At 69.3% G+C, this 15,771-nt stretch carries 14 protein-coding genes; 10 read left to right on the forward strand and 4 right to left on the reverse strand.

All coding sequences use genetic code 11. From position 1 onward, the window contains the following. Positions 1-18: 18 nt before the first annotated feature. The 7 genes from U9J23_RS03685 to purM all read left to right on the forward strand — a co-directional run bounded on the left by U9J23_RS03685 (position 19) and on the right by purM (position 8,687). Positions 19-609: a Uma2 family endonuclease gene (locus tag U9J23_RS03685; RefSeq protein WP_016695412.1), complete on the forward strand. Its 591-nt coding sequence runs from the start codon at positions 19-21 to the stop codon at positions 607-609. A gap of 67 nt (positions 610-676) precedes the next feature. Next, positions 677-2,956: a phosphoribosylformylglycinamidine synthase subunit PurL gene (purL, locus tag U9J23_RS03690; RefSeq protein ID WP_085469198.1), complete on the forward strand. Its 2,280-nt coding sequence runs from the start codon at positions 677-679 to the stop codon at positions 2,954-2,956. Between the two features lie 2 nt (positions 2,957-2,958). After that, positions 2,959-4,734 carry an alpha/beta hydrolase gene (locus U9J23_RS03695; RefSeq protein ID WP_059384272.1) on the forward strand — a complete coding sequence of 592 codons (1,776 nt, stop codon included), beginning with the start codon at positions 2,959-2,961 and terminating at the stop codon, positions 4,732-4,734. Positions 4,735-4,832: 98 nt separating this feature from the next. After that, positions 4,833-5,396 carry a CPBP family intramembrane glutamic endopeptidase gene (locus U9J23_RS03700; RefSeq protein WP_272267091.1) on the forward strand — a complete coding sequence of 188 codons (564 nt, stop codon included), beginning with the start codon at positions 4,833-4,835 and terminating at the stop codon, positions 5,394-5,396. Positions 5,397-5,407: 11 nt separating this feature from the next. Next, positions 5,408-5,794: a sterol carrier family protein gene (locus U9J23_RS03705; protein WP_106200611.1), complete on the forward strand. Its 387-nt coding sequence runs from the start codon at positions 5,408-5,410 to the stop codon at positions 5,792-5,794. A 98-nt stretch (positions 5,795-5,892) separates the two neighbouring features. After that, entirely contained in the window at positions 5,893-7,476 is a 1,584-nt protein-coding gene (gene purF / locus U9J23_RS03710) for an amidophosphoribosyltransferase (RefSeq protein WP_059384270.1), read from the forward strand. 137 nt (positions 7,477-7,613) lie between these two features. Next, the gene (purM, locus tag U9J23_RS03715; protein WP_059384269.1) at positions 7,614-8,687 is read left to right on the forward strand and encodes a phosphoribosylformylglycinamidine cyclo-ligase; all 1,074 of its coding nucleotides are present in this window, start codon (positions 7,614-7,616) and stop codon (positions 8,685-8,687) included. A 225-nt stretch (positions 8,688-8,912) separates the two neighbouring features. Here purM and U9J23_RS03720 read toward each other — a convergent pair whose 3' ends face one another. From U9J23_RS03720 to ygfZ, 4 genes are all read right to left on the reverse strand, one after another. Then, positions 8,913-9,104 (reverse strand): DUF3073 domain-containing protein, encoded by a 192-nt coding sequence (locus U9J23_RS03720; protein ID WP_006551813.1) that lies wholly within the window; start codon positions 9,102-9,104, stop codon positions 8,913-8,915. A 194-nt stretch (positions 9,105-9,298) separates the two neighbouring features. Continuing rightward, the gene (locus U9J23_RS03725) at positions 9,299-10,279 is read right to left on the reverse strand and encodes an asparaginase (RefSeq protein ID WP_059384268.1); all 981 of its coding nucleotides are present in this window, start codon (positions 10,277-10,279) and stop codon (positions 9,299-9,301) included. Further along, positions 10,276-10,944 (reverse strand): MOSC domain-containing protein, encoded by a 669-nt coding sequence (locus U9J23_RS03730; protein WP_059384288.1) that lies wholly within the window; start codon positions 10,942-10,944, stop codon positions 10,276-10,278. The genes U9J23_RS03725 and U9J23_RS03730 overlap by 4 nt, the downstream gene beginning before the upstream one ends. 17 nt (positions 10,945-10,961) lie before the next feature. Beyond that, positions 10,962-12,092, reverse strand: a complete 1,131-nt coding sequence (ygfZ, locus tag U9J23_RS03735; protein WP_059384267.1) for a CAF17-like 4Fe-4S cluster assembly/insertion protein YgfZ — start codon at positions 12,090-12,092, stop codon at positions 10,962-10,964. Between the two features lie 56 nt (positions 12,093-12,148). On the opposite strand from ygfZ, the gene U9J23_RS03740 reads away from it, so the two are divergent. From U9J23_RS03740 to cydB, 3 genes are all read left to right on the forward strand, one after another. Next, positions 12,149-13,003 (forward strand): aminodeoxychorismate lyase, encoded by an 855-nt coding sequence (locus U9J23_RS03740; protein WP_059384266.1) that lies wholly within the window; start codon positions 12,149-12,151, stop codon positions 13,001-13,003. Between the two features lie 216 nt (positions 13,004-13,219). Further along, a complete protein-coding gene (locus U9J23_RS03745; RefSeq protein WP_059384265.1) occupies positions 13,220-14,719 on the forward strand; it encodes a cytochrome ubiquinol oxidase subunit I in 1,500 nt (499 codons plus the stop codon). 12 nt (positions 14,720-14,731) lie between these two features. Continuing rightward, positions 14,732-15,769, forward strand: a complete 1,038-nt coding sequence (cydB, locus tag U9J23_RS03750) for a cytochrome d ubiquinol oxidase subunit II (protein ID WP_085469201.1) — start codon at positions 14,732-14,734, stop codon at positions 15,767-15,769. Positions 15,770-15,771 lie beyond the last annotated feature (2 nt).

Raw genomic sequence — 15,771 nt, forward strand, 5'->3', positions numbered from 1 at the left:
AGAGAACGGGGGAATGCAGTGGACGTCCCGTCCTACCCCGATCATCTGCTGTCCCTCGCCGAGTGGTCTGCCCTGCCCGAATCCGACGGGCACCACGTGGAGGTGTGCGAGGGTGTCCTCGTCGCCGCGCCCGCGCCGGGAGCGGCACACGATCACGCCGCAGTGACCCTGGCGTTGCTCCTCGACGAGAAGTTGCCCGACGAGTGGTGCGCGCTCGGCGGCGTCGAGGTGCTGGTCGCGGAGAAGCCGTTGACCGTGCGGTGCCCCGACGTGATCGTCGTGGGACGCTCCCTCGTCGACGCCGACCCCGATCGGGCGCCGATCTCCGAGGTGAAGCTGGTCGTGGAGGTCACCGTCGACGGCACGGCCCGCACCGACCGGGTCACGAAGTTCTCCGAATATGCGGAGGCCGGCGTCCCGCAGTACTGGATCGTCGATCTCGGCGGGCCGCCGGTGATCGCCACCTTCACGCTCGTCGACGGGTGGTACCGATTCGACGGGGAGCACTCGGGCACCGTCACCCTCGATGCGCTGGGCACCGAGGTGGCCGTCACACCGTCGGAGCTCGTGCCCGCACCGGTGAACCCCGTCGCGCCTGCGCAGCGATAGACTGATCCGCGGCAGTTCCCGCCCGGCCTGCCGTTTTCGATCCCAGAGTGAAGGGACCCGACGCCCAGTGTCACCGCACGTGGATACCGTCTCCCACGCCGCCGAAACCCCCGACGCCGCTCAGCCCTATCGGGAGCTGGGTCTGAAGGAAGACGAGTACACCCGGATCAAGGAGATCCTGGGCCGTCGCCCCACCGACGCCGAACTCGCCATGTACTCGGTGATGTGGTCCGAGCACTGCTCCTACAAGTCGTCGAAGGTGCACCTGCGCTACTTCGGCGAGACCACCACCGACGAGATGCGCGAGTCGATGCTCGCCGGCATCGGTGAGAACGCCGGTGTCGTCGACATCGGCGACGGCTGGGCCGTCACCTTCAAGGTCGAGTCGCACAACCATCCGTCGTACATCGAGCCGTATCAGGGCGCCGCGACCGGCGTGGGCGGCATCGTCCGCGACATCATGGCCATGGGCGCCCGCCCGATCGCCGTGATGGACCAGCTCCGCTTCGGCGCGGCCGATCACCCCGACACCCGTCGCGTCGTCGACGGTGTCGTGCGCGGTGTCGGCGGCTACGGCAACTCCCTGGGTCTGCCCAACGTCGGTGGCGAGACCGTCTTCGACGCCTCCTACCAGGGCAACCCGCTCGTGAACGCGCTGTGCGCGGGTGCGATGCGCGTGGAGGACCTGCACCTCGCCCACGCTTCCGGCACGGGTAACAAGGTCATCCTGTTCGGCGCCCGCACCGGTCTCGACGGCATCGGCGGCGTGTCCGTCCTCGCCTCCGAGACCTTCGACGACAGCGCCGGTGGTCGCCCCAAGAAGCTTCCGAGCGTGCAGGTGGGCGACCCCTTCACCGAGAAGGTGCTCATCGAGTGCTGCCTCGACCTCTACCGCGAGAAGCTCGTCGTCGGCATCCAGGACCTCGGCGGCGCCGGTCTGTCCTGCGCGACGTCCGAGCTCGCCGCCGCCGGCGACGGTGGCATGCACATCAACCTCGAGCGTGTCCCGACGCGCGCGAAGGGCATGACCCCGGCCGAGGTGCTGTCCTCGGAGTCGCAGGAACGCATGTGCGCGGTCGTCACGCCCGACAACGTCGACGCCTTCATGGACGTCTGCAAGAAATGGGACGTCCTGGCCACCGTCATCGGTGAGGTCACCGACGGCGACCACCTCGTCATCGACTGGCACGGCGAGACCGTCGTCGACGTGCCGCCGCGCACGGTCGCGCACGAGGGCCCGGTCTACGAGCGTCCCGTCGAGCGTCCGGCCTCGCAGGACGCGCTGATCGCGAACACCACCGCCGGTCTGAAGCGTCCGCAGACCGCCGACGAGCTGCGCGAGACGCTGCTGAAGATGCTCGCGTCGCCGGCGCTGTGCAGCCGCAAGTGGATCACCGAGCAGTACGACCGCTACGTGCGCGGCAACACTGTGCTCGCCGAGAACGCCGACGCCGGTGTGGTCCGCATCGACGAGGAGACCGGCCGCGGCATCGCGCTCGCGACCGACGCCTCGGGCCGCTACACGCAGCTCGATCCGTACGCGGGCGCCCAGCTCGCCCTCGCCGAGGCCTACCGCAACGTCGCCGTCACCGGCTCGACGCCGAAGGCCGTCTCGAACTGCCTGAACTTCGGTTCGCCCGAGGATCCGGGCGTGATGTGGCAGTTCCAGCAGGCCGTGCGCGGCCTCGCGGACGGCTGCGCGAAGCTCGGCATCCCCGTCACCGGCGGCAACGTCAGCTTCTACAACCAGACCGGCGCCACCGCGATCCTGCCGACCCCGGTCGTCGCCGTGCTCGGTGTGATCGACGACGTGCACCGCCGCATCCCCACCGGCATCGGCCTCGAGCCGGGCGAGACGCTGATCCTGCTCGGTGAGACCCGCGACGAGTTCGACGGCTCCATCTGGGCGCAGGTCGAGCACGACCATCTCGGTGGTGTCCCGCCGAAGGTCGATCTCGACCGTGAGCGGCTGCTGTCGGAGATCCTCACCGCCGGTTCGCGCGACGGCCTGATCTCCGCCGCGCACGACCTGTCCGAGGGTGGCCTCGCGCAGGCCGTCGTCGAGGCCGCGCTCGCGGGTGAGACCGGCTGCCGCGTGCTGATCCCCGAGGGCGCCGATCCGTTCGTGACGCTGTTCTCCGAGTCGGCCGGCCGCGTGCTCGTGGCCGTGCCGCGCACCGAGGAGTCGCGCTTCACCGGTATGTGCACCGCACGCAACATGCCGTGGGTGCGCATCGGTGTCGTCGACGAGGGATCCGACTCCGTCGAGGTCCAGGGCCTGTTCTCGATCCCCATGACCGAGCTGCGCGAGGTGTGGGAAGGGACCCTGCCTGCCCTGTTCGGGTAACCGTGCCGGCCACCCAGGTCGATCGGCTGGCGGCGTTCGAGGCCCGGCAGGGCCGGATCATCGCTGCGGTCACCGACTTCGGTGAGCGCCACCCCCTCACCGCACGGGTGTGGGGGTGGCTCAGCCTGGACTTCACGGGCGTCGCCTTCGCCGCGCTCTTCTTCTGCTGGTCGCTGACGCCCTCGCTGCTCCCGCGCGACTGGCTCTTCCAGGGCCTGATCGGCGGCATCAACGCCGCGATCGGGTACGGCGTCGGATGCATCGTGGGCTGGGTCGTGGCACGCTTCCTGCTCCCCGGGCGGAGGTGGTGGCCGCCGCCGCTCCCGGTCCTGCGTGCCATCAAGGTCGCGGTTCCGGTCGCGGCCGTTCTCGCGTCGCTCGTCGCGCTCGTGCTCTCCGCCGGCGAGCAACGCCAGCTCGCAGCCCTCATGGGTGTCGAGGGCACCACGACCTCGGGATATCTACGCACCATCGTGCTGAGCGTCGCGGTCGCGGCCGCCCTCATCGCGCTGTGGCGCGGGCTGCGCGACATCGTCCGCTGGGTGTCGATGCTGCTCATGCGCCGCACCCGGATGCCGCTCGGTCTCGCCCGCACGCTGGGCGTTCTCGTCGTGGTCCTCGCCACCTTCATGCTCATCGACGGCGTGCTCATCCGCGGCACCTACGCCATCGTCAACCAGGCGTTCGGCCTGCAGGACGACACCACCCGTCCCGGCGCGATCCAACCCATCGATCCCGCCAAGTCCGGTAGCCCCGAATCCCTCGCGCCGTGGGAGACGCTCGGATTCGAGGGCCGCAACTTCGTCTCGCGGGGACTCGACGCCGAGGAACTCACCGCCGTCAACGGCAGTCCCGCACAGGAACCGATCCGCGTGTACGTCGGTCTCGACACCGCGCCCACCCCGGAAGAACGCATCGACCTCGTCCTCGCGGAACTCGAACGGACCGGTGCCTTCGACCGCTCCACGCTCGTCCTGATCCCCACTACCGGCACCGGCTGGGTCAATCCCACCGCAGCCCGCGCGATGGAGCTCGTCCACAACGGTGACCTGGCGATGGTGGCCTGGCAGTACTCCTACCTCCCGAGCTGGATCTCCTTCCTCGCCGATCGCGAGAAGGCCGCTGCCGCAGGCAAGATGCTGGTCGAGCGGGTGCACGAACGCTGGTCGCAGCTGCCCGAGGACGACCGTCCCGATCTGTTCCTCTACGGCGAGAGCCTCGGCACGCAGTCGGGGGAGGGCGCCTTCGACAGTCTCGCCGAGATCCGCGCCCAGATGGACGGAGTGCTGTGGGTGGGCCCGCCCAACTCCAACCGTCTGTGGCGACAGCTGGTCGAGCGCCGCGATCCCGGCACCACCGAGGTGCAGCCGGTGTACGCGGACGGTCTCGTTGTGCGCTTCGCCGACAGCCGGGAGGCGATCCACGAACCCGAGACACCGTGGTTGTCGCCGCGCGTGCTCTACATCCAGCACGCCTCGGATCCCGTCGTGTGGTGGTCGCCGGACCTGTTGTTCTCGCGTCCCGACTGGCTGTCGGAGCCGCCCGGACGCGATCGGCTGCCGCAGATGCGGTGGTTCCCCTTCGTCACCTTCTGGCAGGTCTCCGCCGACCTCACCAACGCTGCCGGTGTGCCCGACGGGCACGGCCACAACTACGGGTCGGCGGTGCTCGAGGGGTGGATAGCGGTCACCCAGCCCGAGGGGTGGACCGAGAACGACACCGAGCGGGTGCGCATCGCACTCGAGGCGTTCGCCGAGGTCGACGGGCCCGAGAAGTGACATCGCGAGTCGTCGTCCCGAGTTGCACCGCCCTGACGTGCACCGCTGCGGGATGCGCTGCCGCACTCGTCGCATGGAACAACGTCGTCCTCCCGGCGATGGATCTCGGTCCGCGTGGCAGGGCCGCCGCGAACGCCGGTTTCGGTGTCGCACTCGCCGCCGCGACCCGCGCCGCCGGTGTCTCCGCAGCCGAGCTCGGCTGGCGCAGGGCAGGGCAGGGACTGCGGTGGGGGACCGCGTCGGCGGCTCTGCCGGTCGCGGCCTACACGGTGATGCTCGCCGTCCCACCCGTGCGACGGCGGATGGCCGCCGGAGCGCGCCGCGCCGACCACACCGAGTGGGTCTTCGTGCACATACCCTTCGGGACGGTCCTGGCCGAGGAGTTGCTGTTCCGATCGGTGCTGTACGCCCTGGCCCGCCGCGCGTCGCGGAGGTGGCATCGGGTGCTGACCTCGGTCGCCTTCGGGCTCTGGCACGTCGTCCCCGCCCGGCGCGCCGGCGACTCGGTGCCCGGAACCGTCGTGCTGACCGCTCTGAGCGGGGTGGTGTTCGACGAACTGCGACGACGGACCGGCAGTGTCGTCGCGCCGATGCTCCTGCACCTGGCGATCAATGCCGGCGGTGCCGTCGCGGTCGGCATCGCGACGATGCCGCGTCGCTAGGCTGGGCTGCCATGGCACCCCGGAAACCTGTCGACCCCGCCGAACTGCGCGCAGCCCTCGAACGGGTGGGTCCGTGGGTGACGGGGGAGAGCGACGAGAAGCCGCCGCGCCCCGATCTCGCCGCCGCCGTCCGGCTCAGTGCCCGCACCCTCGAACAGATCGCGCCGGGGTCGAGCGTGGAGGTGCGGGTGCCGCCGTTCGTGGCCGTCCAGTGCATCGAGGGCCCTCGCCACACACGGGGGACACCGCCGAACGTCGTCGAGACCGATCCGCGGACGTGGCTGCGTCTGGTGGTCGGCAGCATCGATTTCGACGGGGCCGTGGACACGGGTGCGGTGGAGGCGTCGGGTGGGCGCGCAGCGGAGATCGGACGGCTGCTCCCGATCGCCCGACTCTGACGTTTTGCCGGGTCCACACAGGGCGTCCGGGAGGGAGCACCTCGCGCTGGCCGTAGAATGGGAGGAGCCCCGCTTGTCCAGCCTCAGGGAGCACGTCCGTGACCAGTGCCGATCTGTCGGTCCACACACGTAATCTTCTCGCCTCCACCGAACCCGAGAACGAACCCCGCGAAGAGTGCGGAGTGTTCGGAGTGTGGGCTCCCGGGGAGGACGTGTCGAAGCTCACCTATTACGGTCTCTATGCGCTGCAGCACCGCGGACAGGAAGCTGCGGGCATCGCCGTGGCCGACGGTTCGCAGGTGCTCGTGTTCAAGGATCTCGGTCTCGTCAGCCAGGTCTTCGACGAGCAGACGCTCGCCGCGATGACCGGCCACATCGCCATCGGTCACTGCCGCTACTCCACCACCGGGTCCACGACCTGGGAGAACGCGCAGCCGATCTTCCGCACCACCGCCACCGGCTCGGGCGTCGCGCTCGGCCACAACGGCAACCTCGTCAACACCGCCGAACTCGCCGAACGGGGACGCCGTCTCGGTGTGCTCGATCCCACGCGCCCCGGTGCGGCGAACTCCGACTCCGACACCGTCGGTGCGCTGCTCGCCCACGGCGCGAAGAACAGCACGATCGAAGAGGCCGCGATGGAGCTGCTCCCGCAGCTGCGCGGCGCGTTCTGCCTGACCTTCATGGACGAGCACACCCTCTACGCGGCCCGCGACCCGTGGGGTATCCGCCCGCTGTGCCTCGGACGCCTCGACCGCGGCTGGGTCGTCGCCAGCGAGACCGCCGCCCTCGACATCGTCGGCGCATCCTTCGTCCGCGACATCGAGCCCGGTGAGCTGCTCGCGATCGACGCTGACGGTGTGCGCTCGTCGCGCTTCGCGAATCCCGAGCCCAAGGGCTGCGTCTTCGAGTACGTCTACCTCGCGCGCCCCGACTCGACCATCGCCGGTCGCTCCGTGCACGCGACCCGCGTGGAGATCGGCCGCCGGCTCGCGAAGGAACACCCGATCGACGCCGATCTGGTCATCCCGGTGCCCGAGTCGGGCACCCCGGCCGCCGTCGGCTACGCGCAGGGCTCCGGCCTGCCCTACGGCCAGGGCCTGATGAAGAACGCCTACGTCGGCCGCACCTTCATCCAGCCCAGCCAGACCATCCGCCAGCTCGGCATCCGGCTGAAGCTGAACCCGCTGCGCGAGGTGATCCGCGGCAAGCGCCTCGTCGTCGTCGACGACTCGATCGTGCGCGGCAACACCCAGCGCGCCCTGATCCGCATGCTGCGCGAGGCCGGTGCCCTCGAGATCCACGTGCGCATCGCGTCGCCGCCGGTCAAGTGGCCCTGCTTCTACGGCATCGACTTCGCGTCGCCGGCCGAGCTGATCGCCAACGGCGCGGGTACCCGCGACACCGTCGAAGAGGGGCACGACTACGACGAGATGGTCGAGATGGTGCGCCGGTCGATCGGCGCCGACTCGCTCGGCTATATCTCGATCGACGGCATGATCGGCGCCACCGAGCAGCCCGCATCCCGTTTGTGCGCTGCATGTTTCGACGGCCACTACCCGATCGCCCTCCCCAGGGAACATCAGGCGGGCAAGGACGTCCTCAACGGCGTCGTCGACACCGATTCGGTCACCCCGACGGTGTTGGACAACGACAACGCGGACGTTCTCAGTCGGCCGTAGAAGCTGGTCGGGTACCGTAAGTGCCGCGGTCGGCACGGTTCGGCGTGTGTTTCGCATGCCCGGACGCAGGTGTGCCTGGCCGCATGTAGCCAGATTTTTCACGACAAGACACAACTCGAGGCTGGAGCCGACAACTCATGACCGAGGACGCAACCCCCGGAGCTTCCTACGCCGCGGCGGGCGTGGACATCGAGGCCGGTGACCGAGCCGTCGAACTGTTCGCCCCGCACGCGAAGAAGGCCACCCGCCCGGAGGTCATGGGCGGCCTGGGTGGGTTCGCCGGTCTGTTCGCGCTCAAGGGTGGATACAAGGAGCCGCTGCTCGCGGCGTCCACCGACGGTGTCGGCACCAAGCTCGCGGTGGCGCAGGCACTCGACAAGCACGACACGGTCGGTCTCGACCTCGTCGCCATGGTCGTCGACGACCTCGTGGTCTGCGGTGCCGAGCCGCTGTTCCTGCAGGACTACATCGCCGTCGGTCGCGTCGTGCCCGAGCGGGTCGCGGAGATCGTCGCCGGCATCGCCGAGGGCTGCGTCCAGGCCGGTTGCGCGCTGCTCGGTGGCGAGACCGCCGAGCATCCGGGTGTCATGGCCGCCGACGACTACGACCTGTCCGCCACCGGCGTGGGTGTCGTAGAGGCCGAGAAGCTCCTCGGACCCGACCGCGTGCGCCCCGGCGACGTCGTCATCGCGATGGGTGCCTCGGGTCTGCACTCGAACGGCTACTCGCTCGCCCGCAAGGTGCTGCTCGACATCGGCAAGATGAGCCTCACGGCGCACGTCGACGAGTTCGGTCGCACCCTCGGCGAGGAGCTGCTCGAGCCCACCCGCATCTACGCCAAGGACTGCCTCGCGCTCGCTGCCGAGACCGAGGTGCGTACCTTCTGCCACGTCACCGGTGGCGGTCTCGCCGCGAACCTCGCGCGCGTGATGCCCAAGGGACTCGTCGCCGAGCTCGACCGCACCACCTGGAGCCCGGCTCCGGTCTTCGGCCTCATCGCGCAGCGCGGACGGGTCGAGCGGGTCGAGATGGAGAAGACCTTCAACATGGGTGTCGGCATGGTGGCCATCGTGGCTCCCGAGGACGTCGACCGTGCTCTGGCAGTGCTCACGGCCCGGCACATCGACTGCTGGACGCTCGGCACGGTCCGCAAGGCACAGGACGGCGCCGACGAGCGCGCGGTGCTGCTCGGAGATCACCCGCGCTTCTGACGGGCGTGCGTCGCCCGACGCGAACACGACGAAAGGCCGGTTCCCCCAGGATGAATGGGGGACCGGCCTTTCGGCTCAGTGCCGTGTTGTGAACTCGGAAGTCACAGGCTCGAAGGCTGCGGACGGTGAGGAGCGCCGTCCGGCCTCGCGTCGAACGCCGACCACACCACCGACGGAGGGGGAGCCGAATGTCGGCCTCCCCCTCCGTCGGAGAGTGATATCAGGTCAGCGACGCCAGTCGTCGTCGTAGTCGTCGTCCCAACCGGAACGTTGCTCGGCGAAGACTTCGTCCCGCTGCGAGTTGGTTGCTCCGCCAGACAGCTCTCGCTGGAGGCTCTCGAAGTCGGTGGACGGCGAGCTGTACTTGAGTTGCCGTGCAACCTTGGTCTGCTTTGCCTTAGCCCGGCCGCGGCCCATGGCCAACCCCCTCGCGCTTTGACGGGGCGGCCTGGGGAAAAGTGGCGGCCCCGGTGTGTTGAGTATTTTCCTGACGCCCACTTTAGCGTGGAAACTTCGGTTGCGCCTCCACACACCCGGCTGGGCCGGTGTCCGTTACGCCTCATAACGACCCGACCTGCATGAATGCTGTTGAAATGTGATAAAGATGCCCTTCAGAACACCCCCGGGACGGCCCGGACGGTGCCGACTCGCACGCCACCACCGAACACCGGCGCCGACGAGAGCACCGCGAGCCGTTCGGAATCGAAGGTCGCGGCGTTCGCGGCGGTACCCGCTCCGAGGCGGTGGAGCAGGGCCGCGGTGAGCGGAAGGCGTGCCCGCTCGTGTCCGTCGTCGATCTTGAAAGCGAAGGACGTGCCGTCCGGCAGCGCACCGGCGTGGATCCCGTCGGCGCCCGCCTTGCAGAGCAGGCCGCCCACCGCGCGCATGAGCTTCAGGTCGTCCTTGCCGGTGCCGGAGATCAGGAACGGATGCTCGCGCACCGCGTCGGCCACGGCGCGCTCGGGCGTGCCGGTCTCCGCTGTCGCGAGCCGCGAGTAGGCGCGGGCGAGGTTGAACAGGGGGACGGGCACGATCGGTAGACCGCAGCCGTCGATGCCGAGATCGGTGTCCTCGATGTCGCCGGTCAGCTCGAGGATGGTCTCGGTCACCAGCTGCTGCAGCGGGTGGCCCGCGTCGGTGTAGCCGTCGGTGTCCCAGCCGTTCGCCGCGCACGCCGCGAGCATCGCCGCGTGCTTGCCCGAGCAGTTCATGTAGATCGACCGCGGCGTGCGTCCGGCGGCGAGCACCTCGGCGCGCGCGAGTTCGTTGCCGGGCAGATCCGTCGGGCAGCGGAGATCCTTCTCGGTGAAACCGGCACCGGACAGGACGCGCTCGACGGCCTCCACGTGGTCGGCCTCACCTTCGTGCGAGGCCGTGGCGATCGCCAGTTCCGCGGAGTCGCGGGGAACGAAGCCGGCGCGCAGCAACGCGACCGCCTGCATCGGCTTGTTCGACGACCGCGGGTAGATCGGTGTGTGCACCTCGCCCAGGGATACGAGGACCCCGCCGTCCGGGTCGAGGACGATCAGCGACCCGCGGTGGACGCACTCCCGGAAGCCCGAGCGCACCACCTCGACCAGTTCGACGCTCAACGACTCTCTCCCTTCCGTGCCCGCCCCACGAGACGGTGCGCCTTGTCGGCGACGCTGGGAGCGATGTCGGCCTGTTGCTCGAGCATCGCGGCGACCCGCTCGTGGCCCTGTCCGGTGAACAGATCGCGCACCGTGGCCCCGTGGGAGGGGACGTGCTCGACGACGATGCGGTCGCCGGAGGCCACCGGTCCCTCGGAGATCACCTTCAGGTACGCGCCGCAGTCGCCCCGGGCGACGAACCGCGTGGCCCAGTCGTCCTCCTCCGAACGGATCGCGAAGGTGCGGCAGGGGGTGCGGGGGCCGGTCACTTCGAGGAGCAGACCGCCGTCGCCGACGCGCCACCGCTCGCCGATGACGGCGTCGGTGGGGGAGAACCCGGCGACGTGCAGGTTCTCGCCGAACCAGCCGACGGGGAGCTCCCGGTCGAGTTCGGAGCCCCAGCGGCGCGACTCGTCCTGCGAGAAGGCGTAGACCGCCTTGAAGACGCCGCCGTGGTTGGCGGTGTCGCACTGGCGGTCGCCGGTCAGGCCGAGTTCACCGACGTGCACCGGTCCGTCGACGGGACGCTTGTCGATCGCGGTGACGGGATTACGCCGCAGTCCGGTCTCGTGCAGCGTGTGCACGACGCAGACCGCTGCGACGGTCCCCGAGGTCGCCGGCCGCATGCCGGCCGTCTCGGCGGTCACCGGCCGCGCAATCGGTCGACCGCCGCCCTTCCTGCCTGGATGCCGTCGTCGGGAGGGATGGAGTCGGGGTCGATGGACGCCGCGCACGGTCCTGCGACGAGGGCCGTGTCGGGCGTGATGGTGCGCTTGACGAGCGCGAGCGCGATCGGCCCGAGCTCGTGATGGTCGACGATCGTGCCGATGCGCCCGACCGCGCGACCTCCGGCGGTGATGTCGTCGCCCGTCTCGGGTCGTCCGTCGGCCGAGCCGTCGAGATGGAGAAGGACGAGATGTCGCGGGGGCTTGCCGAGGTTGTGGACCCGCGCGACGGTCTCCTGGCCGCGGTAGCACCCCTTGTCGAGGTGGACGGCACCGTACTGCTCGGGTCCGCCGATCCAGCGGGCCTCGTGGGGGATGGTGCGCTCGTCGGTGTCGACACCGATCCGGGGACGGACCGCTTCGACGCGCAAGGCCTCGAACGCCCAGCTGCCGGCCGGACGCGCGCCGGCGTCCCGCAGGGCGGTGAAGAGCGCGGTGAGCGACTCGCGCGGCACCAGGAGGTCGAAGGAGTGCTCGGTGGGCCACGGCATGCGGCGCACGAAGCCACCGGCGGGCAGGGCGACGGCGGCATAGGGTTCGGCCGGCAGCGCGTCGATCCCGAGTGCGGCGAGCACGGCGGGGCTGCCGGCGTCCGGTCCGAGGAGGCTCAGAACCGCGAGTTCGTTGCCGTCGCGAGGTTCGGCCTTCGCCCAGAACACCATCTTCTTCAGGAACGCGAGCAGGTCGGGTCCACGGTCGGCTTCGGTGTCGATCCACGTCACGCCGTCGAGGTCGGTCTGCACGAAGTGGTGCTCGACGCGGCCGTTCGCGTCGAGGCTCAGGTTCTCGGCGGAGGTGCCGTCCGGGAGCGACGCGATGTGCTGGCTGGAGATGGTGTGCAGCCAGCTCAGGCGTTCGTCGCCCGGAACGGCGATGACGAAGCGGGTGGAACGGTCGACCACGGCGGCGGATGTGGCGGCGGCACGTTGCTCGCCGAGCGGGTCGCCGTAATGCCAGGGGAGTCCGGCATCGGGCCCGCCGGAAGGCGAGGCGACTGCGCCGGGAAGTGCGAGAAGGGCGCTTTCGGACACGATCGGAGACTCGGTCACGACACCAGTCTATGGGGAACCGGCCGACAGGTCTGCCAGTGGCTAGGCTGAGCGCCATGGCTGAGCGGGTGCTGGTGACGCTGGACGGCGAGGTGAGGGATGCGGACGCACCCCTTCTGCACGCCGACGATTTCGGTGTTCTTCGTGGCGACGGGGTGTTCGAGACGTTGCTCGTGCGAGGAGGCCGGGCGCGTGCGCTCGAACTGCATCTCGCCCGGCTCGCGGCGTCCGCGGCCGCCGCGCAGTTGCCCGAACCCGATCGCGACGACTGGCGGCTCGCCGTCGACGTGGCACTCGAACAGTGGGGCGCCGAGCAGGAGGGCGTGCTGCGCCTGGTCTACACGCGTGGTCGTGAGGGTGCCGACACGCCGACGGCCTTCCTGCTCGTGACGCCGGTGGCCGAGCGTGTCGGCATCGCACGGCGCGACGGCGTGTCCGTGGTGACCCTCGAACGGGGTTTTTCGACCGATCTGGCGCAGAAGGCGCCGTGGCAGCTCCTCGGTGCCAAGACGCTGTCGTACGCGACGAACATGGCGGCACTGCGTCACGCCGAGTCGGTCGGCGCCGACGACGTGATCTTCGTCAGTGCCGAGGGCTACGTGCTCGAGGGTCCGCGGTCGACGGTGCTCGTCGCGCGTGGCCGGACGTTGCTCACTCCGCCGCCGGAGCAGGGGATCCTCCCCGGCACCACGCAGCAGGCACTGTTCGACCTGGCGGGGGAGCGGGACTTCACGGTCCGGTACGAGCCGCTGCGCCCGGCGGATCTCGTCGTCGCCGACGGTGTCTGGCTGATCTCGAGCGTGGCGCTCGCGGTGCGGGTGCACACGCTCAACGGGCACGCGCTGGTCTCGCGGGTCCAGGAGGGCGAGATCGAAGGCCTCGTCGACGAGGCGGTCGACACCGCCGGGTGAGTGAGGCGGGGTGTGCCCCCGCGGGTGATCCGTATCCGATGTGACGTGAGTCCGATGTGTCGGGCGACACGAACGTGTTCCACTTCGCGCAATCGCTACTACATTCGGTAGTAGCAAGGCCGGAGCAGTGCTGCCGGCGTGTCTTTGCGAACGAGAACCGCAGCGTCGGCCCCGCTCGGATTTCCGTATCGACCCGGGCCTCACCTCGGAGTGGCAATGGATGTCTTGGATCTGTCCCGGTGGCAGTTCGGGATCACGACGGTGTATCACTTCATCCTCGTGCCGTTGACGATCGGCCTCGCGCCGCTCGTCGCGATCATGCAGACGATGTGGGTGGTCACCGGCAAGGACCACTGGTACCGCCTCACGAAGTTCTTCGGGAAAATGTTCCTGATCAACTTCGCGCTCGGTGTCGCGACCGGCATCGTGCAGGAATTCCAGTTCGGCATGAACTGGAGCGAGTACTCCCGCTTCGTGGGCGACGTCTTCGGCGCACCCCTCGCCCTCGAAGGTCTCGTTGCCTTCTTCATGGAGTCGACATTCCTCGGCCTGTGGATCTTCGGCTGGACGCGCCTGCCGAAACTCGTTCACCTCGCGACCATCTGGCTCGTCGCGATCGGCGTGAACGCCTCCGCCTTCTTCATCATCGCGGCGAACTCGTTCATGCAGCATCCCGTCGGGGCCACCTACAACCCCGAGACCGGCCGCGCCGAGCTGACGAGCATCTGGGAACTGCTCACCAACAACACCGCGCTCGCAGCCTTCCCCCACGCGGTCGCCGGCGGCTTCCTCACCGCCGCAACCTTCGTCGCCGGCATCGGTGGCTGGTGGATGGTCCGCAACATGCGACGCGCCGCCGAGATCCGCACCTCGGAACCCGAGGAGGCCCAGCGCCTCGAGAACGACGCCCGCGGACTGTTCCGCCCCGTGACCCGCCTGGGCCTGATGGTCATGATCATCTCGGGCATCGGGTTGTTCGTCACCGGTGACGTCCAGGCCAAGCTCATGTTCGAGCAGCAGCCGATGAAGATGGCCTCGGCCGAGTCGCTGTGCCACACCGAGACCGACCCCAACTTCTCGATCCTCACGATCGGCACGCACAACGACTGCGACGGCGTCATCCACGTCCTCGACGTGCCCTACGTGCTGCCCTTCCTCGCGCAGGGTGAGTTCAGCGGCGTGACCCTCCAGGGCGTCGAGGACCTGCAGGCGCAGTACGAACAGGAATTCGGCCCCGGCAACTACAAGCCCAACCTGTTCGTCACCTACTGGTCGTTCCGCGCGATGATCGGCCTCGCCGCCGGTTCCGCGGCCCTGGCCCTGGCCGGGCTGTGGGTCACCCGCAGCGGCCGGGTGCCCGACCAGAGGTGGTTCTCGACGCTGTCGCTCGTCGCGATCCCCACGCCCTTCCTCGCCAACAGTGCGGGCTGGATCTTCACCGAGATGGGCCGGCAGCCCTGGGTGGTGCATCCGAATCCCACGGGCGTGGACATGATCCGGCTCACCGTCGACCAAGGTGTCTCCGAGCATGCGGCCGGAACGGTGCTCACCTCGCTGATCGCCTTCACCCTCGTCTACGCGGCGCTCGGCGTGGTGTGGTTCTGGCTCATCCGCAAGTACGCGATGGAAGGCCCGCAGGAGCACGACGCGCAGCCGCCGGGCTCCGACGACGACACCGACGACACGCAGCCGAAACAGCTGTCCTTCGCGTACTAGGAGTGGGCGGACATGGGACTTCAGGAAATCTGGTTCATCCTCATCGCAGTACTGTTCACCGGCTACTTCGTCCTCGAGGGGTTCGACTTCGGTGTCGGCATGCACTTCCCGGTGCTCGGCCGCGGTAGGACCGTCGAGGCGGACACCCGGCGCCGGGTGCTGCTCAACACGATCGGTCCGGTCTGGGACGGCAACGAGGTCTGGCTCATCACCGCGGGCGGTGCGCTGTTCGCGGCGTTCCCCGAGTGGTACGCGACCCTCTTCTCCGGCTTCTACCTCCCGCTGCTGCTGATCCTGCTCGCCCTGATCGTGCGCGTGTGCGCCATCGAATGGCGCGGCAAGGTCGACGATCCGACCTGGCGTCGCCGCTGCGACTGGGGGATCATCTTCGGCTCGTGGGTGCCCGCCGTGCTGTGGGGTGTGGCGTTCGCGAACATCGTGCGCGGCGTGGCGATCGACGCCGACAAGCAGTATGTCGGCGGGTTCTTCGACCTGCTGAACCCGTACGCCCTGCTCGGCGGTGCGACGACGGCGCTGGTCTTCGCTCTGCACGGCGCGGTGTTCATCGCGCTCAAGACCGAGGGACAGGTCCGGACGGATGCCGTGGCGATGTCGCGGAAACTGGCCGTGCCCGCCGTCCTCGTGGCCGGTGCGTTCGTGGTGTGGACCCAGCTCGCCTACGGCAAGGGCTGGACGATCGCGCTCGTCGCCGTGGCGGCGATCTCCCTGCTCGCGGTGGTCGCGCTGACCGCCGTCGCGCGTGAGGGCTGGGCGTTCGTGTTCACCACCGTCGCGATCGCCGCGACCTCGGTGCTGCTGTTCGCGTCGCTGTTCCCGAACGTCATGCCGTCGACCCTCGACCCGTCCTGGTCGCTGACGATCGAGAACGCGTCGTCGAGCCCGTACACACTGAAGGTCATGACGTGGGCCGCAGCGTTCATGACCCCGGTCGTCCTGGCCTACCAGGGCTGGACGTACTGGGTGTTCCGTCAGCGTCTGTCGACCGACCACATCCCGCACTCGATCGGTCTGAAGATCGGCTCGAAGTGAGC

Origin of the sequence: Rhodococcus sp. PD04, from assembly GCF_035918275.1 — a bacterium.
Taxonomy (GTDB): Bacteria; Actinomycetota; Actinomycetes; order Mycobacteriales; family Mycobacteriaceae; genus Rhodococcus; species Rhodococcus rhodochrous.